Below are 21,444 nucleotides of genomic sequence, written 5' to 3'. Positions count from 1 at the left end.
GCCGGTCAGTCGACCCGGATGTGCCGGATCCCGACCCCCGCCTGCCGCATCCGGGTGCGCAGCGCGCCCTCGTTGTTGGGCTTCAGGGTGAGTCCCGCGAGGACGGCGATGCGGTCGGCGGTCTTCGGGACGGTCGTGTGGTCCGTCCACAGGTGCTCGGCGAACTCCGGTTCGGCCAGCCGCTCCAGGCAGTGGTCGAGCTGCCGCACGGCCCAGCTGTCCCGGCGCGGCCCGCTCCCCTTGCCTTTCCCCGTCACGTACCGCAGGGCGTGGCCGAGGCCGCGCTCGCGCAGCCGCCGCAGCACGGTCTCGCGTTCGGCGAGGAGGCTGAAGTGGTGGACGTCGTGGCCCAGTTCGCGCAGCCGGCCGACGGTCTCGGCGAAGTACCCCGGGTCGGTGACGGCCATCGGCGCGATCACCACGCCGTCGTGCTTGGTCAGGGCCAGGTCCAGCACCTCCACGACGCCCTGCCGCCAGGAGACCAGGTCCTGGAAGTTCTCCCGCAACTCGGGCGGCAGCATGCGGCGCAGCCCGAAGCCCGCGTGCTCGGGGTCGCAGACGACACTGCCGGGGAGTCTGCGCCGTATCTCGTGCGCGGTCTGTGTCTTGCCGCCCCCGAAGGGGCCGTTGATCCACAGGAGCATGCGCAGACCCTACCGACGCGGCGGCCCGCGCGGCGCCCCGTCAGCCCTGTCCGCCGCCGGCCCGCACCAGCCCGGTCTCGTAGGCGAGGACCACCACCTGCACGCGGTCGCGCAGGCCCAGCTTGGTCAGGATGCGGCCCACATGGGTCTTCACGGTCGCCTCGGACAGTACGAGCCGCGCCGCGATCTCGCCGTTGGACATGCCCTGCGCCACCAGCACCATCACCTCGCGCTCCCGCTCGGTGAGCCGTTGCAGCTCCTTCTGCCGGGGTTCCTGCCCGGTGGCCGGCAGCATCGGGGCGAACCGGTCCAGGAGCCGCCGGGTGGTGGAGGGGGCCACCACCGCGTCGCCGCTGTGCACGGAGCGGATCGCGGCGAGCAGTTCGCCGGGCGGCACGTCCTTGAGCATGAAGCCGGAGGCGCCCGCCTTCAGCGCCGAGAACGCGTACTCGTCGAGGTCGAAGGTGGTCAGGATCAGCACCTTCGGCGCGTTCGGGTCCACGCAGATCCGGCTGGTGGTCTCCACGCCGTCGAGCTTGGGCATGCGGACGTCCATCAGGACGACGTCCACGGCGGTCGAGCGCAGCACCTGGAGCGCCTCGACGCCGTCGCCCGCCTCGGCGACGACCTCCATGTCCGGCTGGGCCGCCAGCACCATCCGGAACCCGGTGCGCAGCAGCACCTGGTCGTCGACGAGCATCACGCGGATCGCCATCGGGGCCTCTTCTTCCTTCTCTTCCTTACAGGTGTCAATGCGGTACGTGCGTGGGGGCGCGGTGGTCAGGGCGCGGGTTTCAGCGGCAGCAGCGCACTGATGCGGAATCCTCCGCCCGGACGCGGGCCCGCGTCCAGGGTTCCGCCGACCATGCCGATGCGCTCGCGCATGCCGATCAGCCCGTGGCCCTGGCCGTCGAAGCCGCCCTCCTCGTACAGCTCGTGCGGGGCGCCCTTGCCGTCGTCCTCGATGAGCAGCCCGAGGCCGTCGTCGAAGTAGACCAGGCGCACACTCGCGCCCGCGTTCTCCCCGCCGTGCTTGCGCGTGTTGGTCAGCGCCTCCTGCACGATGCGGTACGCGGTCAGCTCCACGCCGCTGGGCAGCTGCCGGGGGGTGCCCTCGACCTTGAAGTCGACCGGCAGCCCGGAGCTGCGGCACTGCTCGACGAGGTCCTCGATCTGCTCGACGTCGGGCTGCGGCACGTACTCCCCGGCCTCCTTGTGCTCGCCGGTGCGCAGCACGCCGAGCAGGCGGCGCATCTCGGCGAGCGCCTGCCGGCCGGTGGAGGAGATGGTCTCCAGGGCCTTCTTCGCCTGGTCGGGCGCCGCGTCCAGGACATAGGCGGCGCCGTCGGCCTGCACCACCATGACGGAGACGTTGTGCGCGACCACGTCGTGCAGCTCGCGCGCGATCCGGGCGCGCTCGGCGGCGACCGCGACCTTGGCCTGCGCCTCGCGCTCCTTCTCCAGCCGGGTCGCGCGCTCCTCCAGCTGCGCGAAATAGGCGCGCCGGGTGCGGATGGAGTCGCCGAGCACCCAGGCGAGGGCGAAGGGGACCGCCTGGAAGACCGTCACGGCGATGGTGGTGCCCACGCCCAGCTCGCTGTCGGACCAGCGCAGCTGGGCGAGGGGTGCCGCGCACAGGCCGGTGGCCAGCGCGGTCCGGGAGGCCCAGCGGGCGCCGGTCGCCGCCACGGTGTAGATGATCACCAGGAAGGCGAAGTCGGCGGGCATCGTCGACACGTCGAGGGCCAGTTGGCCCACGCCGAGTGCGACGGCGAGCAGCAGCATCCGCTCCGGCATCCGCTGGCGCAGCGCGATCACGACGCCGAGCAGCACCACGATGGGGATGATCAGCGCCAGGTTGTCCGTCCCGTCCGCCCGCGTCCCCGGGGTCGCCGCGGAGACCAGGGAGACTCCGAGCACGACGAAGGCCCAGAACGAGTCGACACCGGTCGGGTGTCGGCGGAGGAAGTCGTAGAGGCGCTGCACGTAACCCAGCGTAGGGAAGCGGAATAGGTGCAGGGGTCAACCGGAGGGCCGATCCGCATCGCCCGCGCATACTCCGCAAGGTGGAGGGACCGCTCTTCTGTGCCCCTAGCCTGGGCTTGTGACACCAGGAACGGCAGGGTCCAGAGGGGCTCGCGGGACGCAGGAGAAATGGCGGGGCTGGCGGGAGGCCACGCACGAGGCGCTCTACGGTCCGGTGGGCTTCTACCGCGCGGGACCCGGGGGCCCGGCCGGGCACTTCCGTACGTCCGTGCACGCGTCGCCGCTGTTCGCGGGGGCCGTGGCGGAACTGCTGTGCCGGGTCGACGAGGCGCTGGGCCGGCCCGCGGTGCTGGACTTCGTGGACATGGCGGCCGGCCGGGGCGAGCTGGTCGCCGGGGTGCTGGCGGCCCTGCCCGCCGACGTTACCGCCCGCACGCGCGCGTACGCCGTCGAGGTCGCCGCCCGCCCCGGAGGGCTCGACCGGCGGGTCCGGTGGCTCGCTCGGCCGCCGGAGGGCGTCACCGGGCTGCTGTTCGCCAACGAGTGGCTGGACAACGTACCGGTGGACGTGGCGGAGGTGGACGCCGCGGGCGTGGCGCGCCGGGTGCTCGTACGGGGCGACGGGGCCGAGCGGCTCGGGGAGCCGGTGGCCGGGGCGGCGGCCGAGTGGCTGGCCCGGTGGTGGCCGCTGCCCGCCGAGGAGGGGCGGCGCGCGGAGATCGGGCTGCCCCGCGACGAGGCCTGGGCGTCGGCCGTGGCGGCGGTGGACGCCGGGCTGGCGGTGGCCGCCGACTACGCGCACAGCGCGGCCGCCCGCCCGCCGTTCGGGACGCTCACGGGCTTCCGGGAGGGGCGGCAGACGGAGCCGGTGCCGGACGGGTCGTGCGACATCACCGCACACGTGGCCCTGGACGCGTGCGCGGCCGCCCACACCGCGAGGTGCACTCCGGAGTACGCGCCCCCGAATGCGCTCACACGCCCCCAGCGCGAGATCCTGCACGCCCTCGGCGTCACCGGCGCACGCCCCCCGCTCGCGCTGGCCTCCACCGACCCGGCGGCGTATGTGCGCGCCCTCGCGAGCGCCTCGCAGGGCGCCGAGCTGACCGCGCGCGGCGGCCTGGGCGATTTCTGGTGGCTGCTCCAGCCGGTGGGCCCGGTCGACGCCGGGGCGCTACTTGTCGATGTCGCCGACCACGAAGAACAGTGACCCCAGGATCGCCACCATGTCCGCGACCAGCGTCCCGGGCAGCAGCTCGGCGAGCGCCTGGATGTTGTTGTACGACGCCGAGCGCAGCTTCAGCCGGTACGGGGTCTTCTCGCCCTTGCTGACCAGGTAGTACCCGTTGATGCCGAGCGGGTTCTCGGTCCAGGCGTACGTGTGGCCCTCGGGCGCCTTCAGCACCTTCGGGAGGCGCTGGTTCACCGGCCCCGGCGCCAGCCCGGCCAGGCGGTCCAGGCAGGCGTCGGCGAGGTCGAGGGCGTTGTGGGTCTGCTCCAGGAGGCACTCGAAGCGGGCCAGGCAGTCGCCCTCGGTGCGGGTGACGACCTTGAGGGTGTCCTGGAGTTCGCCGTAGGCCAGGTACGGCTCGTCGCGGCGCAGGTCGAAGTCGACGCCGGAGGCGCGCGCGATCGGTCCGCTGACGCCGTAGGCGTGCACGGCCTGCGGGGTCAGGGCGCCGACCCCCCGCGTACGCCCCCGGAAGATCTCGTTGCCGAGCACCAGGTCGTCGAAGACGTCCATGCGCGAGCGGACGGCGGCGACGGCGCCGCGCGCGCGTGTGGTCCAGCCCGCCGGGAGGTCCTCCTTGAGGCCGCCGACGCGGTTGAACATGTAGTGCATGCGCCCGCCGGAGACCTCCTCCATCACGTTCTGGAGGACCTCCCGCTCCCGGAAGGCGTAGAAGACCGGGGTGATGCCGCCCAGCTCCAGCGGATACGACCCGAGGAACATCAGGTGGTTGAGCACCCGGTTCAGCTCGGCGAGCAGGGTCCGCGTCCACACCGCGCGCGTGGGGACCTCCATGCCGAGCATCCGCTCGACGGCGAGGACGACGCCCAGCTCGTTGGAGAACGCCGACAGCCAGTCGTGGCGGTTGGCGAGCATGATGATCTGACGGTAGTCACGGGCCTCGAACAGCTTCTCGGCGCCGCGGTGCATGTAGCCGATCACCGGCTCCGCGCTCGTGATGCGCTCGCCGTCCAGAACCAGCTTGAGCCGCAGCACGCCGTGGGTGGACGGGTGCTGGGGCCCGATGTTGAGCACCATGTCGGTGCTCTCCGCGGCACCGCCGATTCCGACCGTGGTCTCCGTCGTAGGAGTCATGAACCCAGTCTCCCCTACGTACCCTGGCCCCATGGAGACGGGGAGCCCGGACGACGCGGCCACGGCGGGGACAGCGGGCACGGCGGGGACAGCGGGCACGGCGGGGACGGCGGAAGCGCCTGGGCGGGCGACTCCGGCGGGCCCCCCGACCACGCCACGGGACGAGCCGGTGTGGACCGGCCTGCCGCCGGGGCTGCTGCACCTGCGCCGCCTGTTGCTGGTGGTGTGGCTGGGACTGCTGACAGTCGCCGCCGGTGTGCTGCCCGCCCTGTTCCTGGCCCCCTTCTGGGCCGCCCTGGCCCTGCTGCCACTGGCCCTGACGGCCTGGGGCTGGCTGATGCTGGAGCGCAACTGGCGCTCCTGGAGGTACGCCGAGCGCGCCGACGACCTGCTGATCAGCCGGGGCGTGCTGTGGCGGGAGGAGACCGTCGTCCCGTACGGGCGCATGCAACTGGTCGAGGTGACCTCCGGACCGGTCGAGCGGCACTTCGGCCTGGCCAGCGTGCAGCTGCACACGGCCGCCGCCGCGACCGACGCGACCATCCCCGGCCTCGACCCGGCCGAGGCGGAACGCCTGCGCGACCGTCTCACCGAGCTGGGCGAGGCCCGATCGGCGGGCCTGTGACCGGGCCCGGGGCCGAGAGGGGCGCGACCGAGGGCGGTACGGCGGGACGCGCGAACGGTCCGGTGGAGTACCTGCGCGAGCCCGGCCCGGCGGCCCCCGCCCGAAACGGGGACGGCCCCCCGTGGGATCCGAGACACGACCCCGCCGAGCCCTCGGACCGCACGGCAGCCCCCGCACCCGAAGCCACCGGCCCCGAACGCGGGGGTCCCGGCGGCGACGTCGTGGAGCGGCGCCTGCACCCCGTCACGCCCCTGCGGCGGGCGTGGGCGCCGGTCGCGGTGCTCGTCGGGTGGGCCGTGCACGATCCCGACCAGGCGCAGCGCCAGCTGACCCGGCTGACCACGACCCACCTGCTGATCGGCCTCGCCGTACTGATCCCGGCCGCCGCCCTGTACGGCTTCCTCACCTGGTGGTTCACCCACTACGCGGTGACCGACACCGAGCTGCGGATCCGCACCGGCCTGCTGTTCCGCCGCACCGCGCACATCCGCCTCGAACGCATCCAGGCGATCGACGTCACCCAGCCCCTGCTGGCCCGGGTCGCGGGCGTCGCCAAGCTCAAGCTCGACGTCATAGGCACTGGCAAGAAGGACGAACTGGCCTTCCTCGGCGCCGGTGAGGCGCGGGCGCTGCGGGCCGAACTGCTCGCGCGCGCGGCGGGCTTCGCGCCCGAGACCGCGCACGAGGTCGGCGAGGCCCCCGAGCGGCAGCTGCTGCGGGTGCCGCCCGGCGTCCTCGCCGTCTCCCTCCTGCTGACCGGTGCGACCTGGGGCAGCCTGCTCGCCGCCGCCGTCGTACCGACACTCCTGTGGCTGGCCACCCACAACCTGTGGACGGTGCTGGCGACCGCCCTGCCGCTGGTGGGCGCCGCGGGCGCGAGCAGCGCCGGCCGGTTCGTCGGGGAGTACGACTGGACGGTGGCCGAGTCCCCGGACGGGCTCCGCATCGACCACGGCCTGCTCGACCGCGCCCACGAGACGGTGCCGCCGGGCCGGGTGCAGACCGTGCGACTGGTGGAGCCGCTGCTGTGGCGGCGCCGCCGCTGGGTGCGGGTGGAGCTGGACGTGGCCGGGTCGTCGAACTCCGTGCTGCTGCCGGTCGCCCCGCGCGAGATCGCCGAGTCGGTCGTCGCGCGCGTGCTGCCCGGCGTGACCGTGCCGGCGGGACGGGAGCTGTCGCGCCCGCCGCGCCGGGCGGCGCGGTGCAGACCGCTGTGGTGGCGCGGTCACGGGCTCGCCGTCACCGACGCGGTCTTCGCCGCCCGGTACGGCCTGCTGCGCCGCAGCCTGGCGCTCGTGCCGCACGCCAAGGTCCAGAGCGTCCGCCTGACGCAGGGTCCCTGGCGGCGCGCCCTGCGGCTGGCCGACGTCCACGTGGACACGGGGGCGAACAAGACGGTGACCGCCCGCCTGCGTGACGCCGAAGAGGCCGCGGAGTTGCTGCGCAGCCAGGCGGAACGGTCCCGGACGGGCCGCCGCGACGCCCCGCCGGACCGCTGGATGGCCTGAGACCACCCGCCCCCGGCGTCGAGGGCGGTCAGGAGACCGCGCTGCGCAGCCCCTGTACGTCGATCTGCTCGGTCTCGTCGTGGGCCGTCAGGTCGATCACCTGGCCCACGCCCCGGGACTCGGCACCGGCCGCCTTGAAGGAGACCTCGGCCTCGGCCTTGTGCAGGGCGAGCGCCTCCTGGCCGACCACGTCGGCGAGGTCCTCGTTCTGGACGGTCTCCAGAGCGGCGTCGGACGCACCCGCCCCGTCCGCCCCGCCCGTCCCGTTCTCGACGGGCTTGGTGCCGAAGAAGTCGAAGCCGCCCTCGACCACCGGACGCCGCACCGGGGCCGCCGGTACGACGGCCACCGCGGTCGGCACCGTGAAGTGCCCGTCGGCCCGCCGGGTGGGCTGCGTGGACTGGGCGGACTGGGTGGGCTGCGCGGGCCGCTCGTCGGAGTCGGTGGCCGGGGAGGCGGCGGCGGTGCGCTCATGGCCGTCGGCCGCCTCGGGCTGCCCCTGCGCCTCGTCCTCCTGCCCCGCCTCGGTCGCGGGCACGCCCTCGCCACCGCCGTCCCCGTCGTCGTCGCCGTCGGAGCCGTCCGGGGCCTCGGAGGCCGCACCCCGGTCGCCACCGTCCGGGTCGGCGTGCGCGTCGCCGTCGAGCCGGGCCAGGGCCGCGTTGGCGCGCAGGAACAGCCGGGAACCCTCGGGCGAGAAGACCCCGGGAACGGAGGCCTCTTCGGCCTCGGCCTCCGCCCCCGCCCCGGCCGTTTCCTGCTCCCGCGCCTCCTGCTCCCGCGTTTCCTGCTCCCGCGTCTCCTGCACCGGCGTCTCCACTGCCGGTACGGTGCGGGCCGCCGGCAGCGCGGGTGCCTGCGGCGCGGCCTCTATCTCCAGCAGCCGGCGGCCCTCCAGCGCGCTGGCACGCTCGGTCTCCGCCGTGGCGTAGCGCCGTAGCAGCGAGGCGTGCTCGTTGCGCAGCCCCGCCAGTTCGGTGCGCTTGGCCCGCAGCCGGTGCTCCAGCTTCTGCCGCAGCTCGCGCGACTCCTCCAGGTCGGACTCCAGTTCGGCGACCCGTTCCTCGAAGCGCCACTCGTCGCTCGCACGCGCGCGGGTGAGGTCGGCGACCTGCCGGCCCGCCTGCGCGTCCCAGTGCCGCATGACGACCGCGCCGACCACGGCCGTCACCGCGGCGGCCGCGGCCAGCACGCGAAGGATCATGGTCTCGCTGAACAACCAGGGCCCGAAGGCGCAGACGACCGAAACACCTGCGATCGCCGACGGAGGAAGCAGCCTGTGCAGAGGCGGGGAATGGCGGTGACGTCCACGTGGCATGGCCAGAAACTTACCGCGCGTAGGCGAATCTTGGCGCCCCGCCCCGTAAAAACACGGCCATCTCCGACGTGTTCACAGCGAACGGGGATTCCACATCCCCGACGGCGGACGAATTACCCCCGGATTCCAAGATCATTCAAGAGTCCCGCCCGCCACCCAGCCGCTCATCGAGCCACCGCAGGGTCGCGGGAATCTCCCGCCGCCAGGTATTGAAGTTGTGCCCGCCGCTTTCCAGGATGATCGACGAGATCCGGGTCGGCCTCTTGTCCTTCACCAGATCAATGAACTTCAGCGTGTCCTTGTAGTTCGTCTCGCCGGTTCTGCTGCTGGTGACGAGCAGTGAAGTGTCGGGCGCGGGCGCGTTCTTGAGGTACCACCACAGGCTGGCCCGCTTCTCGAGCCCCTCGTCCCCCTGGAAGAGATCACCCGTGGTGGGGTCGTCCGGCGCGTCGTAGTACGGCGACAGCCCGGCCCCGGCGGCGTACACCTCCGGATGGTGCGCGGCGAGCTTCAGGGCGCAGTAGCCGCCGGTCGAGTTGCCGACGACGCCCCAGCTCCGCGGCCCCTTGGCCACCCGGTAGTGGGCACTCACCGCCTGGGGCAGGTCCTTCGCGAAGAACGTCTCCGTCTGCGGCCCGCCCGGTACGTCCACGCACTCCGTGTCGCGCGGCGGTGCCACCGTGGGCCGCAGCATCACCAGGATCATCGGCCGCATCCGGCCGGCCTTCGCCAGCTCCAGCGCCGTACGCGGGTAGTGCAGTTTCTCCACCAGCGCCTCCGCCGTCCCCGGATAACCGGTCAGGACGACGGCCGCGGGAAACGTACGGCCGCGGTGCCGCCTCTGAAAGTACTCCGGCGGCAAATACACAAACGCCGGTGACGCGATCCGAGACGTACGCCCGACGACCCGTATCTCCTCCACTCGCCCCGAGACGTCCGGCCGCGCCCCGCCCGCCCGCGTCACCCGCCGGTCCCCGACGACCCGCAGCGGCCCGCCGCCCGCACCGGCCGAATGGTCCACGACCACGCCCTGCCCGTCCTCCCGCCCGAACAGGTCGGCCCAACTGCCGTAGAACCCGAAGGACTGATTGGCGACCAGTCCCACCGCCGCGAAGACCGCCACCTGGGTGGCCAGCAGCAGACCGGCCCTCCCCAGAACGGCCCGCACACTCCGCCCGGCCAGCCGCGGCCACACCCACACCGTCCCGGCGAACAGCAGCACGCCGGCCACCACCGCCAGCGCCAGCACCTTGTTGCTCGTGAGACCCATGCCTTGCTACCCGCCCGCGTTTTCCGTCGATCAGGGGAGTGAACCTCTCCCTCCGAGACACCGTCCTAGAGGGCGCAATGTCGCCGGATGCCCGGAACGGGCCCGGAATCCACGATCTCTCGCAGAACCACAGGTGCGATGTCTGTCAGGACAGATGAGGAAATGTCGGGCGGGGTTCCGACGAGGCCCACCCGCATACGCCGCGCACTGCGCGGCCCCCGCCCGGACCGGATCCCCCTCCTCGTCGGCCGTGCCTGCGTGCTCGTCGGCCTGCTGGACATCGCGGCCGGCTCCTTCCCGCGCTTCCGCCACAGCCGGATGCACGCCCTCGCCGAGGTCCTGCCCGGCGCCTTCGGCCCCTTCGCCGCCGCCCTCTCGCTCAGCGCGGGCGTCCTGCTCCTCCTGCTGGCCCACGGCCTCAAGCGCCACAAACGCCGGGCCTGGCGGGCGGCGGTCGCCCTGCTGCCACTGGGAGCCGTCGCCCAGTTCACATACCGCCACTCCCTCCTCGGCGCAGTGATCTCCGTGGCCCTCCTGATCCCCCTCCTCCGCCACCGCGACGAGTTCGCCGCCCTCCCCGACCCCCGCAGCCGCTGGCGGGCGCTGGCCAACTTCGTCCTCATGAGCGCCGGTTCCGTCCTGCTCGGCCTGCTCGTCGTCAACGCCCACTCGCACCGCATGCTCGGCGATCCCAGCCTGGCCGACCGCATCACCCACGTCCTCTACGGCCTGTTCGGCGTCGAGGGCCCGGTGGACTACCGCGGCAACACCTCCTGGACGGTCGCGTTCTCCCTCGGCGCCCTCGGCCTCCTGACCGCCGTCACCACGATCTACCTGGCCTTCCGCCCCGAACACCCCGCGGCCCGCCTCACCGAGGACGACGAGACCCGCCTGCGCGCCCTCCTCGCCCGGCACGGCGGCCGCGACTCCCTCGGCCACTTCGCGCTGCGCCGCGACAAGGCGGTCGTCTTCTCCCCCAGCGGCAAGGCCGCCGTCACCTACCGGGTGGTCTCCGGCGTGATGCTGGCCAGCGGCGACCCGATCGGCGACGTCGAGGCCTGGCCGGGCGCCATCGAACGCTTCATGGACGAGGCCAGGGCCCACTCCTGGACCCCGGCCGTCATGGGCTGCTCGGAGACCGGCGGCGAGGTCTGGACCCGCGAAACGGGCCTCGACGCCCTCGAACTGGGCGACGAGGCGGTGGTGGACGTAGCGGATTTCTCCCTCGCCGGCCGCGCGATGCGCAACGTGCGCCAGATGGTCAAGCGCATCGAGCGCGCCGGTTACGAGACCCGCGTACGGCGCGTGGCTGACCTCTCCGACGGCGAACTGGACCGCGTGCGCCGCGCCGCCGACGCGTGGCGCGGCACGGACACCGAGCGCGGCTTCTCCATGGCCCTGGGCCGCGTCGGCGACCCGGCCGACGGCGACTGCCTGATAGCGACGGCCCACAAACAGGACACGGAACCCGGCGAGTACGGCGACCTGAAGGCGGTCCTGCACTTCGTGCCGTGGGGCACGGACGGCGTGTCCCTGGACCTCATGCGGCGCGACCGCGCGGCCGACCCCGGCATGAACGAACTGCTGATCGTGGCCGCGCTCCAGGCGGCCTCGAAGCTGGGCATCGCCCGCGTGTCCCTGAACTTCGCGATGTTCCGCGCGGCGCTCGCCCGGGGCGAGAAGATCGGCGCGGGCCCGGTCCTGCGGGCATGGCGCGGACTGCTGGTCTTCCTCTCCCGCTGGTTCCAGATCGAGTCCCTGTACAAGTTCAACGCGAAGTTCCGCCCTCGGTGGGAGCCACGCTTCGTCGTCTACCGCCGCTCGGCCGACCTCCCGCGGATCGGCTTCGCCGCGATGCAGGCGGAGGGCTTCGTCACGCTCGCCCTCCCCCGCTTCCTCCAGCGCCGGACGCCCTCGCGCCGCCCCTGCGCCCACGGCGCCCCGGAACGGGAGGCGCGGACGGCGTAACGTACGCCGGTCCGTTACGGGGGCGCGCGGCCCGGCGTGCTCTTGGCACCCGGGGCGGGTGCGGGCGCGAGGGGTACGCGGCCCGGCGTTGCGGGGTGCCGCTGCGCCCACCCGTGCCGCCCCAGCGGCACGACTGCCCGCAGCGGCGGCGGGACGGGCGGCGGGGGAGCCGCGTACGGCGAGGAGGTGGGCGCGGTGCCGATGGCGGGCCGCAGGCGCGTACGGCGAGAAGGGGGCGGGTCGGGGGGTGTCCGCCCGCAGCGGTTGGCGCGTCAACGGAGTTCACCTCCGTAGCCGACCGATTCCGCGCCGTTCCGAGGACGGACACCCCCCGGCGCGCCCCCGACCCACCCACCGCACGCACCGCGCAACGCGCACCCCCACCGACCCCGCACAGGCCGCCGCAGGCACCCCGCGCACCCGCCGCAGCCCACCGCCTACGCTGAACACATGAGCAAGCAGACCGGCCGCCGCCGACGCCACCTCGCGGGACTGACCGCATGGGACCGCTGCGCGGTCATGGGAGTCGTCAACGTGACCCCCGACTCCTTCTCCGACGGCGGCCGCTTCTTCGACACCACGGCGGCCATCAAGCACGGCCTGGACCTGGTCGCCCAGGGCGCCGACCTCGTGGACGTCGGCGGCGAGTCCACCCGCCCCGGCGCCACCCGCGTGGACGAGGACGAGGAACTCAGGCGCGTCGTCCCGGTCGTGCGCGGCCTCGCCTCCGAGGGCGTGACGGTCTCCGTCGACACCATGCGCGCCTCCGTCGCCGAGCAGGCCCTCGCCGCCGGCGCCGCCCTGGTCAACGACGTCAGCGGCGGCCTCGCCGACCCCCGGATGATCCCGGTCGTCGCCGACACGGGCGCCCCCTTCGTCGTCATGCACTGGCGCGGCCTCCTGAAGGACGGCAACGTCAAAGGCACCTACACCGACGTGGTGACCGAGGTCGTAGACGAACTCCACGCACGCGTGGACGCCGTCCTCGACGGCGGCATCGCCCCCGACCGAGTGATCGTCGACCCCGGCCTCGGCTTCTCCAAGGACGCCGAGCACGACCTCGTCCTCCTCGCCCACCTCGACCGCCTCCTCGCCCTCGGCCACCCCCTCCTCGTCGCCGCCTCCCGCAAACGCTTCCTCGGCCGCGTCCTCGCCGGCCCGGACGCCGCCCCGCCCCCCGCGCGCGAGCGCGACGCGGCCACCGCCGCGGTCTCCGCGCTCGCCGCGCAGGCCGGCGCGTGGGCGGTCCGCGTCCACGAGGTCCGCGCCACGGCCGACGCCGTCCGCGTCGCCCGCGCCGTCGAAGGCGCCCGGTGAACGCGCCGCACCTCGACGTCGAACAGGTCGAGGCCGCGAACACCGCCTTCTACGAGGCACTGGAGGAGGGCGACTTCGAGAAGGTCTCCGAGTTCTGGCTCACCCCCTCCGACCTGGGCATCGACGAGTCGTACCACGACCCGGCCGACGCCGGCGTGGTCTCCTGCGTCCACCCGGGCTGGCCGGTGCTCACCGGCCGCGGCGAGGTCCTGCGCTCCTACGCCCTGATCATGGCGAACACGGACTACATCCAGTTCTTCCTCACCGACGTGCACGTCTCCGTCACCGGCGACACCGCCCTGGTCACCTGCACCGAGAACATCCTCAGCGGCGGCCCCGCCCCCGACGGCGGCGAGGAGCTCGGCCCGCTCGTCGGCCAGCTCGTCGTCGCCACCAACACCTTCCGGCGCACGCCCGCCGGCTGGAAGCTCTGGTCCCACCACGCCTCCCCCGTACTCGCGGAATCCGAGGACGAGGACGGCGAGGACACACCGCCCTGACCGGGCGGCCGGCGGCGCCGACGGCACCACCGGCACCACCGGCACCACCGGCACCACCGGGACCACCGGGACCACCGGGACCACCGGGACCACCGGGACCCGGAGAAGTGGTTGGAATCACGGCCCGGCGGGTAGGGGCGGCTACCAACCCGTGATCCACCGGGACCGCCAGGGAGAACGCACGGTGAAAACCTGCCCGCTCCCCACCCAGCCCCGCCCCCCGCGGCCCGGCACTGTCGGTGCACGCGGGTAGATTCGACTGGGGCCGCCGTACCACCCGCACGTGGTGCGACCGGCCGATACCGACGACTGCAGGAGTGATTCGCGTGGATCGTGTCGCGCTGCGCGGCCTGAAGGCCCGCGGGCACCACGGTGTGTTCCCCAAGGAGCGCGAGGACGGCCAGACCTTCCTCGTGGACATCGTCCTGGGCCTGGACACCCGCCCGGCCGCGGCCGACGACGACCTGGCGAAGACAGTGCACTACGGCATCGTGGCCGAGGAGGTCGTGGCCGTCGTCGAGGGCGAGCCGGTCAACCTCGTCGAGACCCTCGCCGAGCGCATCGCCCAGGTCTGTCTGAAGCACGAAGGGGTCGAGGAGGTCGAGGTCTGCGTCCACAAGCCGGACGCGCCGATCACCGTCCCCTTCGACGACGTGACCGTCACCATCATCCGGAGCCGTGTATGAGCGCCCCCTTCGCCCAGGGTCCGAGCGACCCGACCGTACAGCCCGTGCCCGCCTCCGTCATCGAGCAGGTCGACGCCGCGGACACCACCCTGTCCAACCCCAAGCGCGCGGTGGTCGCCCTGGGCGCCAACCTCGGCAACCGCCTGGAGACCCTCCAGGGCGCGATCGACGCCCTGGAGGACACCCCCGGCGTCCGCGTCAAAGGCGTCTCGCCGGTCTACGAGACGGAGCCGTGGGGCGTCGCCCCCGACAGCCAGCCCTCCTACTTCAACGCGGTCGTGATCCTCAAGACGACCCTGCCCCCGTCCTCCCTCCTGGAGCGGGCGCACGCGGTCGAGGAGGCCTTCCACCGGGTCCGCGACGAGCGCTGGGGCCCGCGCACCCTGGACGTCGACATCGTCGCCTACGCCGAGGTCGTCTCCGACGACCCGCACCTCACCCTCCCCCACCCGCGCGCCCACGAACGCGCCTTCGTGCTGGCCCCCTGGCTGGACGTCGACCCGGAGGCCGCCCTGCCCGGCCGGGGCAGGGTCGCCGACCTCCTGGCCGCCGTCACCCGCGCCGGCGTCGCGCCCCGCGCCGACCTGGAACTCCAGCTGCCCGAGTAGTCGTTAAGGTCGACGAGGACGACGAGGCCGGGACGACCGCGCCGGGGAGCCGAAGGGACACCGGAACACCGTGAAAGAGCTGCGCATCAGGGTGCTGGCCGGCGTGTTCGTCGTCGCCGGAATCCTGTCCTGGGCCGGCGCCCGCCTGTGGAACTCGGTGGGTACGCTGCCGAGCGTCCCCCTGGCCGCCCCCGTCGTCCTCGCCCTGATCGCGGTGATCCTGCTGGCCACGGCGCTCTCGATCCGCGCCCGCCTCAAGTCCCAGCGGGACCGCGTCCCCGGCGCCAAGGGCGTCGACCCGATGATGGCGGCCCGGGCCGTCGTCTTCGGCCAGGCCAGCGCCCTGGTGGCCGCCCTCGTCGCCGGCATGTACGGCGGCACGGGCGTCTTCCTGCTGGAGTACCTCGACATCCCGGCCCGCCGCGACCAGGCCATCTACGCGGGCGCCTCGGTCGTCGCGGGCATCGCCGTGATAGCGGCCGCCCTCTTCATGGAACGAGTCTGCAGACTCCCGGAGGACGAGGACGACGACCACCCGGGAGCCGCCTCGGCGGTGTGACCCGCCCCCGCGAACTCAGCGAGCCATGATCAGACTCATGGCCTCGTTGCGCGTGGCGACGTCCCGCAGCTGACCCCGCACGGCCGAGGTGAGGGTCTTCGCACCGGGCTTGCGGATGCCCCGCATGGACATGCACATGTGCTCGCACTCGACCACGACGATCACCCCGCGCGGTTCCAGGATCTCCATCAAGGAGTCCGCGATCTGCGTGGTGAGACGTTCCTGCACCTGCGGGCGGCGCGCATAGACGTCCACGAGCCGGGCCAGCTTCGACAGACCGGTGATCTTCCCGCTGGTGGACGGGATGTAGCCGACGTGCGCCACCCCGCGGAACGGCACCAGGTGATGCTCACACGTCGAGAACACTTCAATGTCCTTCACCAGGACCATCTCGTCGTGCCCGAGGTCGAACGTCGTCGTCAGGACGTCCTCCGGCTCCTGCCACAGGCCGGCGAATATCTCCTTGTACGCCCGCGCCACGCGCGCCGGGGTCTCCCTGAGGCCCTCGCGGTCCGGGTCCTCGCCGACCGCGATCAGCAGTTCGCGCACGGCGTTCTCGGCCCGCTTCTCGTCGAACTCGCCGATCTGGCCCTCGCCGTCCAGCGTCACGGGGTCGGTCATGTGATGCCTCGTTCCTGATCCGTCCTGGGACGGCATACGGAAATGCCGCGCCCCCCAAGCCTAGAACCTGGGGGGCGCGGCATACATTCCGGGCCCGGCCGGGCCGCCGGGGCGGTCCGGGCCGGCCGGGTCAGCTCTCCGGGCGGTCCTCCGGTGCTCGCTCCGGTGCCGGAGCGGGCTCCACCGTGGTGCTCTTGGCGGTGGAGATCGCCGCCGTCGCGCCGTTCGCCCCGTTCGTCAGTGCCAGCTCCTTGGGGGAGAGCACCGGCGGACGCGTCGAGGGCGTACGGCGGGAGGAACCGGTCCAGGCGGGCCGGGCCGGGCGCTTGACGATCTGGGCGAAGACCTCGGCGATCTCCTCCTTGCCCAGCGTCTCCTTCTCCAGCAGCGCGAGGACGAGGTTGTCGAGGACGTCGCGGTTCTCGACCAGGATCTCCCAGGCCTCGTTGTGCGCCGTCTCGATGAGCTTCTTGACCTCTTCGTCGACCAGCGCGGCGATCTCCTCCGAGTAGTCGCGCTGGTGCGCCATCTCACGCCCGAGGAACGGCTCGCTGTTGTCGCCGCCGAACTTGATCGCGCCGAGGCGCTCGGTCATGCCGTACTGGGTGACCATCGCCCGGGCCAGGCCGGTGGCCTTCTCGATGTCGTTGGCCGCACCGGTCGTCGGGTCGTGGAAGACCAGTTCCTCGGCCGCGCGGCCGCCCAGCATGTAGGCGAGCTGGTCGAGCATCTCGTTGCGCGTGGTCGAGTACTTGTCCTCGTCCGGGAGCACCATCGTGTAGCCGAGGGCCCGGCCTCTGGACAGGATCGTGATCTTGTGGACCGGGTCGGAGTTCGGTGAGGCCGCCGCGACCAGGGCGTGACCGCCCTCGTGGTACGCGGTGATCTTCTTCTCCTTGTCCGACATGATCCGGGTCCGCTTCTGCGGGCCCGCGACCACACGGTCGATCGCCTCGTCCAGCATCTGGTTGTCGACCAGCTTCTTGTCGCTGCGGGCCGTCAGCAGGGCGGCCTCGTTCAGCACGTTGGCCAGGTCGGCACCGGTCATGCCGGGCGTACGGCGGGCGACGGCCGACAGGTCGACGTCGGGCGCGACCGGCTTGCCCTTCTGGTGGACCTTGAGGATCTCCAGACGGCCCTGCATGTCCGGGCGGTCGACGGCGATCTGCCGGTCGAAGCGGCCGGGGCGCAGCAGCGCCGGGTCGAGGATGTCGGGCCGGTTCGTCGCGGCGATGAGGATCACGCCGCCCTTGACGTCGAAGCCGTCCATCTCGACGAGCAGCTGGTTCAGGGTCTGCTCGCGCTCGTCGTGACCGCCGCCGAGGCCGGCGCCGCGGTGGCGGCCGACCGCGTCGATCTCGTCGACGAAGACGATGGCCGGGGCGTTCGCCTTGGCCTGCTCGAACAGGTCGCGCACTCGGGAGGCACCGACACCGACGAACATCTCGACGAAGTCGGAACCGGAGATCGAGTAGAACGGCACGCCCGCCTCGCCCGCGACGGCACGCGCGAGCAGGGTCTTGCCGGTGCCGGGCGGGCCGTACAGCAGCACGCCCTTGGGGATCTTGGCGCCGACGGCCTGGAACTTGGCCGGCTCCTGGAGGAACTCCTTGATCTCGTGGAGTTCCTCGACGGCCTCGTCGGACCCGGCGACGTCGGAGAACGTCGTCTTGGGGGTGTCCTTGGTGATGAGCTTCGCCTTCGACTTGCCGAAGTTCATGACCCGGGAGCCGCCGCCCTGCATCTGATTCATCAGGAACAGGAAGACGACCACGATGAGGACGAACGGGAGCAGGGAGAGCAGAATCCCGACGAACGGGTTCTGCTTCGACGGCGACACGGTGTAGCCGTCGGGGATCTGCTTGTCCTGGTACTTGTTCTGCAGGGTGTTGGCGAGGGTCACGCCCTGGTCGCCGATGTAGCTCGCCTGGATCTTCGAGCTGCCCTCGACCTTTTCGCCGTCCTTGAGCTGGACCTTGATGGTCTGCTCGTCACCGGTGGTCAGCTTGGCCGACTCGACCCTGTTGTCGTTGATCGCCTGGACGACCTGGCCCGTGTCCACCGTCTTGTAGCCACCGGACGAGCCCACGACCTGCATCAACACGACCACGGCAAGGACGGCCAGCACGATCCACATGATTGGCCCACGGAAGTATCGCTTCACGTCCATCCACACGGAGCGGTGTCGCCCCGTCCCTCCTGCCATAGTGAGTTTGATAAGACAGTTCTTCTGACGGTACCCCAGCGTGGCGGCCCTCAGCCGCACGGGCGGGCCGACGTCCCGTCTGCATGCTCCAACGGCGCGCGGGCCCGAGGGGTTCCCGGGTGACCCGCCCAAACACCGTGAAGCCCGTTACAGGGCCGCGTCAGCCGCCGTACACGTGGGGCGCGAGCGTACCGACGAACGGGAGGTTGCGGTACTTCTCGGCGTAGTCGAGGCCGTAGCCGACGACGAACTCGTTGGGGATGTCGAAGCCGACCCACTCCACGTCGATGGCGACCTTCGCGGCGTCGGGCTTGCGCAGCAGCGTGCACACCTTGAGGGAGGCGGGTTCGCGCGAGCCGAGGTTGGAGATCAGCCAGGACAGGGTCAGGCCGGAGTCGATGATGTCCTCGACGATCAGGACGTGGCGGCCCTTGATGTCGGTGTCGAGGTCCTTGAGGATCCGCACCACACCGGAGGACTGGGTGCCCGCGCCGTACGAGGACACCGCCATCCAGTCCATCGTGACGGGGGTGGACAGCGTGCGCGCCAGGTCGGCCATGACCATCACGGCGCCCTTGAGGACGCCGACGATGAGCAGGTCCTTGCCCGCGTACTCCGCGTCGATCTTCGCGGCCAGCTCGGCCAGCTTCGCGTCGATCTCTTCCTTGGTGATGAGTACCTTCTCGAGGTCGGCACCCATGTCGTTCGCGTCCACCCGCATCACTTTCGGTCGTCCCACCGGCCGGTCCGGAGCGCCCGTCGATCCGTGTGCGGGTCGACGGCGGGTCCGGATTCAGCCTTGCCGAATCACCAGTCTGCCACCCTGCCGCCGGGCGACGACTTTGCCGGGGAGGTTGATGGCTCCCTGACCGCGCCAGCCGGTGATGAGGCGGTCGACTTCCTCGATGTGGCGGGCGAACAGGGCACCGCCCGGGGCACCGGCCTCCAGGGCGGCGCGGCGCAGGATGCGGCGGCGTACGGCGGGCGGCAGGGCGTACAGCTTGGCGCACTCCAGTCCGCCGGTGGCGTCGCGGACGCCGGCTTCGGCCTGGCGGGCCCAGGTGTCGAGGGCGTCGGCGTCATCCCGGGAGAGTTGGGCCGTCCGGGCGAGGGCCTCGACGACGCCTTTGCCGAGGGCCTTCTCCAGGGCGGGCAGGCCCTCGTGGCGCAGCCGGGAGCGGGTGTAGGCGGGGTCGGTGTTGTGGGGGTCGTCCCAGACGGGGAGGGACTGGACCATGCAGGCCTTGCGGGCGGTCTGGCGGTCGACCTGGAGGAAGGGGCGCCGGTAACGGCCGTCGGCCCCCGAGACCGCGGCCATGCCCGACAGGGAGCGGATGCCGGAGCCGCGGGCGAGGCCCAGCAGGACGGTCTCGGCCTGGTCGTCGCGGGTGTGGCCGAGCAGGACGGCGGCGGCGCCGTGGCGGGCGGCGGCGGCGTCGAGCGCGGCGTAGCGGGCGTCGCGGGCGGCGGCTTCCGGGCCGCCGGCGCGGCCGACGGTCACGGCGGTGGCCTCCACGGGGTCCAGGCCCAGTTCGCGCAGGCGCAGGACGACCTCTTCGGCGCGCAGGTCGGAGCCGCTCTGCAGGCCGTGGTCGACGGTGACACCGCCGGCCCGGACGCCGAGCCGGGGGGCCTCGAAGGCGAGGGCGGAGGCGAGCGCCATGGAGTCGGCACCGCCGGAGCACGCCACGAGCACGAGCGGTGCCGTGGGAAGTCCGGGCGCACGCTCAGGCGTACGCTCGACGGCCGTCGCGGCGGGGACGCCGGCCGGGGTGTTCAGTTCGGTGAGGATGTCGTGGAGGACGCGGCGGACCGCCAGGCGTATCGCCGCGACCGCAGGATGGGGACCCATGTCCGGTGCCCTTCATGAAGTTGTCGGGGGTGAGCCCGAGGTTCGGTCACGCAGAGTGTGTAGATGGTGACAGAAACGGGCCGTTCCCCGAGCATCGCACGCCTGCCGAAGGCTCACGGTCCCTCGGACGGGTGATTGAAGGGTCGTTCGCCTGCCGTAGGCCGGAATCGTTTCACGCCCCGCCCGCGCGGCTCACGCCTCCGGCTTGCGGTGCACCCGCGCGATCCAGTCCGCCGGTTTGGCGATCTCCGACTTGGTGGGGAGCGTGTTGGGCGAGGTCCAGACACGGTTGAAGCCGTCCATGCCGCACTCCTCGACGACGGCCCGTACGAACCGTTCGCCGTCCCGGTACTGACGGAGCTTGGCGTCCAGGCCGAGCAGCTTGCGCAGCGCCATGTCGAGACGGGAGGCGCCCTTGGCGCGGCGCTGCTGGAACTTCTCCCGGATCTCCCCGACGCTCGGCACGACCGCCGGCCCCACACCGTCCATCACGAAGTCGGCGTGCCCCTCCAGGAGGGACATCACGGCGGTGAGACGGCCGAGAACCTCCCGTTGGGCCGGGGTCTGCACCAGTTCCACGAGCGAGCGGCCGCCGTCGTCCTCCTCCGCCTCGGGACGGCCTCCGGCCAGCGATTGGGCGGCCTCGCGGACCCGCTCCAGCACGGTCATGGGGTCCACGTCGGTCTCGGCCAGGAACGACTGGATTTCGCCCTCCAGGTGGTCGCGCAGCCAGGGCACGGCGGTGAACTGCGTGCGGTGCGTCTCCTCGTGCAGGGTCACCCACAGGCGGAAGTCGTGCGGTTCGACGTCGAGTTCGCGCTCCACGTGGACGATGTTCGGTGCGACCAGGAGCAGCCGGCCGCCGCCGTTCGCACCGGCGGGCAGCTCCCGGGTGGCCGGGGCGAAGGTCTCGTACTGGCCGAGGACGCGGGAGGACAGGAACGACAGCAGCATGCCCAGCTCCACGCCGGTGACCTTGCCGCCGACGGCGCCGAGGACCGCGTTGCCCGCGCCGCCGCCGCGCCGCTCCTGCATCTTCTCCAGCAGGGGCTTGAGCAGCTCCCGGAACCCGGCGACGTTGGCCCGGACCCAGCCGGGCCGGTCGACCACCAGGAGAGGGGTGTCGTGGGTCTCCTCGGTACCCATCCGGGTGAAGCCGCGGACGTGCTCCTCCGAGGACTTGGCATGGCGGCGGAGCTCGGCGACGACGGCCCTGGCCTCGTCGCGGCTCACCTCGGGGCCCGGCCGTACGAGCCGGGTCGCGGTCGCCACCGCGAGGTTCCAGTCGACCATGCCGGAATTTGCGCCGATGCTCGTCATGCGTCAACGGTACGGGAGCGCTGCCGCTGGGGGGCAGTTGTGCGGGGGTACCAGGTCGGCAGGTGCGAGGTCCGTTGCCTGGGCACCCGGCGTTGCAGGCCTTGCCCACCCGTTCCGCCTTGCGGAACGCCTG

At 72.5% G+C, this 21,444-nt stretch carries 20 protein-coding genes; 9 read left to right on the top strand and 11 right to left on the bottom strand.

Annotated features, from left to right (window positions below):
* Positions 1 to 5: 5 nt before the first annotated feature.
* From ACH4D3_RS29920 to ACH4D3_RS29910, 3 genes are all read right to left on the bottom strand, one after another.
* Positions 6 to 644, bottom strand: coding sequence for an AAA family ATPase (locus ACH4D3_RS29920; RefSeq protein WP_398328298.1), 639 nt, complete (start codon positions 642 to 644; stop codon positions 6 to 8).
* Positions 645 to 684: 40 nt separating this feature from the next.
* The gene (locus ACH4D3_RS29915) at positions 685 to 1,359 is read right to left on the bottom strand and encodes a response regulator transcription factor (RefSeq protein WP_003975444.1); all 675 of its coding nucleotides are present in this window, start codon (positions 1,357 to 1,359) and stop codon (positions 685 to 687) included.
* 65 nt (positions 1,360 to 1,424) lie between these two features.
* Positions 1,425 to 2,630 carry a sensor histidine kinase gene (locus ACH4D3_RS29910; RefSeq protein ID WP_398328295.1) on the bottom strand — a complete coding sequence of 402 codons (1,206 nt, stop codon included), beginning with the start codon at positions 2,628 to 2,630 and terminating at the stop codon, positions 1,425 to 1,427.
* A gap of 118 nt (positions 2,631 to 2,748) precedes the next feature.
* On the opposite strand from ACH4D3_RS29910, the gene ACH4D3_RS29905 reads away from it, so the two are divergent.
* Positions 2,749 to 3,837 carry an SAM-dependent methyltransferase gene (locus tag ACH4D3_RS29905; RefSeq protein WP_398328292.1) on the top strand — a complete coding sequence of 363 codons (1,089 nt, stop codon included), beginning with the start codon at positions 2,749 to 2,751 and terminating at the stop codon, positions 3,835 to 3,837.
* Here the strand turns inward: ACH4D3_RS29905 and ACH4D3_RS29900 are convergent.
* A complete protein-coding gene (locus ACH4D3_RS29900; protein WP_398328289.1) occupies positions 3,802 to 4,953 on the bottom strand; it encodes an NADH-quinone oxidoreductase subunit D in 1,152 nt (383 codons plus the stop codon). The two genes, ACH4D3_RS29905 and ACH4D3_RS29900, sit on opposite strands and share 36 nt — an antisense overlap.
* A gap of 31 nt (positions 4,954 to 4,984) precedes the next feature.
* Here ACH4D3_RS29900 and ACH4D3_RS29895 point away from each other — a divergent pair, with 31 nt between their 5' ends.
* Positions 4,985 to 5,578 carry a PH domain-containing protein gene (locus tag ACH4D3_RS29895; RefSeq protein ID WP_398328286.1) on the top strand — a complete coding sequence of 198 codons (594 nt, stop codon included), beginning with the start codon at positions 4,985 to 4,987 and terminating at the stop codon, positions 5,576 to 5,578.
* A gap of 221 nt (positions 5,579 to 5,799) precedes the next feature.
* Positions 5,800 to 7,086 carry a PH domain-containing protein gene (locus ACH4D3_RS29890; RefSeq protein ID WP_398328466.1) on the top strand — a complete coding sequence of 429 codons (1,287 nt, stop codon included), beginning with the start codon at positions 5,800 to 5,802 and terminating at the stop codon, positions 7,084 to 7,086.
* Positions 7,087 to 7,114: 28 nt separating this feature from the next.
* Here ACH4D3_RS29890 and ACH4D3_RS29885 read toward each other — a convergent pair whose 3' ends face one another.
* The gene (locus tag ACH4D3_RS29885) at positions 7,115 to 8,404 is read right to left on the bottom strand and encodes a hypothetical protein (protein WP_398328284.1); all 1,290 of its coding nucleotides are present in this window, start codon (positions 8,402 to 8,404) and stop codon (positions 7,115 to 7,117) included.
* Positions 8,405 to 8,540: 136 nt separating this feature from the next.
* Positions 8,541 to 9,674 carry an alpha/beta hydrolase gene (locus tag ACH4D3_RS29880; RefSeq protein WP_398328281.1) on the bottom strand — a complete coding sequence of 378 codons (1,134 nt, stop codon included), beginning with the start codon at positions 9,672 to 9,674 and terminating at the stop codon, positions 8,541 to 8,543.
* Between the two features lie 162 nt (positions 9,675 to 9,836).
* On the opposite strand from ACH4D3_RS29880, the gene ACH4D3_RS29875 reads away from it, so the two are divergent.
* The 6 genes from ACH4D3_RS29875 to ACH4D3_RS29850 all read left to right on the top strand — a co-directional run bounded on the left by ACH4D3_RS29875 (position 9,837) and on the right by ACH4D3_RS29850 (position 15,312).
* On the top strand, positions 9,837 to 11,642 hold the full coding sequence (locus ACH4D3_RS29875; RefSeq protein WP_398328278.1) for a phosphatidylglycerol lysyltransferase domain-containing protein: 1,806 nt from the start codon (positions 9,837 to 9,839) through the stop codon (positions 11,640 to 11,642).
* A gap of 450 nt (positions 11,643 to 12,092) precedes the next feature.
* On the top strand, positions 12,093 to 12,959 hold the full coding sequence (gene folP, locus ACH4D3_RS29870) for a dihydropteroate synthase (protein WP_398328275.1): 867 nt from the start codon (positions 12,093 to 12,095) through the stop codon (positions 12,957 to 12,959).
* A complete protein-coding gene (locus ACH4D3_RS29865) occupies positions 12,956 to 13,459 on the top strand; it encodes a nuclear transport factor 2 family protein (RefSeq protein ID WP_398328272.1) in 504 nt (167 codons plus the stop codon). Before folP ends, ACH4D3_RS29865 begins: the two co-directional genes overlap by 4 nt.
* A 326-nt stretch (positions 13,460 to 13,785) precedes the next feature.
* On the top strand, positions 13,786 to 14,145 hold the full coding sequence (gene folB, locus ACH4D3_RS29860; RefSeq protein WP_011028954.1) for a dihydroneopterin aldolase: 360 nt from the start codon (positions 13,786 to 13,788) through the stop codon (positions 14,143 to 14,145).
* Positions 14,142 to 14,753: a 2-amino-4-hydroxy-6-hydroxymethyldihydropteridine diphosphokinase gene (folK, locus tag ACH4D3_RS29855; RefSeq protein WP_398328269.1), complete on the top strand. Its 612-nt coding sequence runs from the start codon at positions 14,142 to 14,144 to the stop codon at positions 14,751 to 14,753. The genes folB and folK overlap by 4 nt, the downstream gene beginning before the upstream one ends.
* A 70-nt stretch (positions 14,754 to 14,823) precedes the next feature.
* A complete protein-coding gene (locus ACH4D3_RS29850; RefSeq protein ID WP_398328266.1) occupies positions 14,824 to 15,312 on the top strand; it encodes a DUF3180 domain-containing protein in 489 nt (162 codons plus the stop codon).
* A gap of 15 nt (positions 15,313 to 15,327) precedes the next feature.
* Here ACH4D3_RS29850 and folE read toward each other — a convergent pair whose 3' ends face one another.
* The 5 genes from folE to ACH4D3_RS29825 form a co-directional block, all read right to left on the bottom strand.
* The gene (gene folE / locus ACH4D3_RS29845; protein ID WP_030405001.1) at positions 15,328 to 15,933 is read right to left on the bottom strand and encodes a GTP cyclohydrolase I FolE; all 606 of its coding nucleotides are present in this window, start codon (positions 15,931 to 15,933) and stop codon (positions 15,328 to 15,330) included.
* Positions 15,934 to 16,063: 130 nt separating this feature from the next.
* On the bottom strand, positions 16,064 to 18,103 hold the full coding sequence (gene ftsH, locus ACH4D3_RS29840) for an ATP-dependent zinc metalloprotease FtsH (protein WP_398328263.1): 2,040 nt from the start codon (positions 18,101 to 18,103) through the stop codon (positions 16,064 to 16,066).
* Between the two features lie 196 nt (positions 18,104 to 18,299).
* Entirely contained in the window at positions 18,300 to 18,860 is a 561-nt protein-coding gene (gene hpt, locus ACH4D3_RS29835; RefSeq protein WP_007452004.1) for a hypoxanthine phosphoribosyltransferase, read from the bottom strand.
* 72 nt (positions 18,861 to 18,932) lie between these two features.
* Entirely contained in the window at positions 18,933 to 19,991 is a 1,059-nt protein-coding gene (tilS, locus tag ACH4D3_RS29830; protein ID WP_398328260.1) for a tRNA lysidine(34) synthetase TilS, read from the bottom strand.
* 192 nt (positions 19,992 to 20,183) lie between these two features.
* A complete protein-coding gene (locus ACH4D3_RS29825; protein WP_003975426.1) occupies positions 20,184 to 21,311 on the bottom strand; it encodes a zinc-dependent metalloprotease in 1,128 nt (375 codons plus the stop codon).
* Between the last annotated feature and the right edge of the window lie 133 nt (positions 21,312 to 21,444).

The sequence above is a fragment of the Streptomyces sp. NPDC018026 genome (assembly GCF_044327745.1).
Taxonomy (GTDB): Bacteria; Actinomycetota; Actinomycetes; order Streptomycetales; family Streptomycetaceae; genus Streptomyces; species Streptomyces rubrogriseus.
The sequence above is the reverse complement of the archived record's forward strand: the minus strand, read 5'-3'. Positions and strand labels throughout refer to the sequence as shown.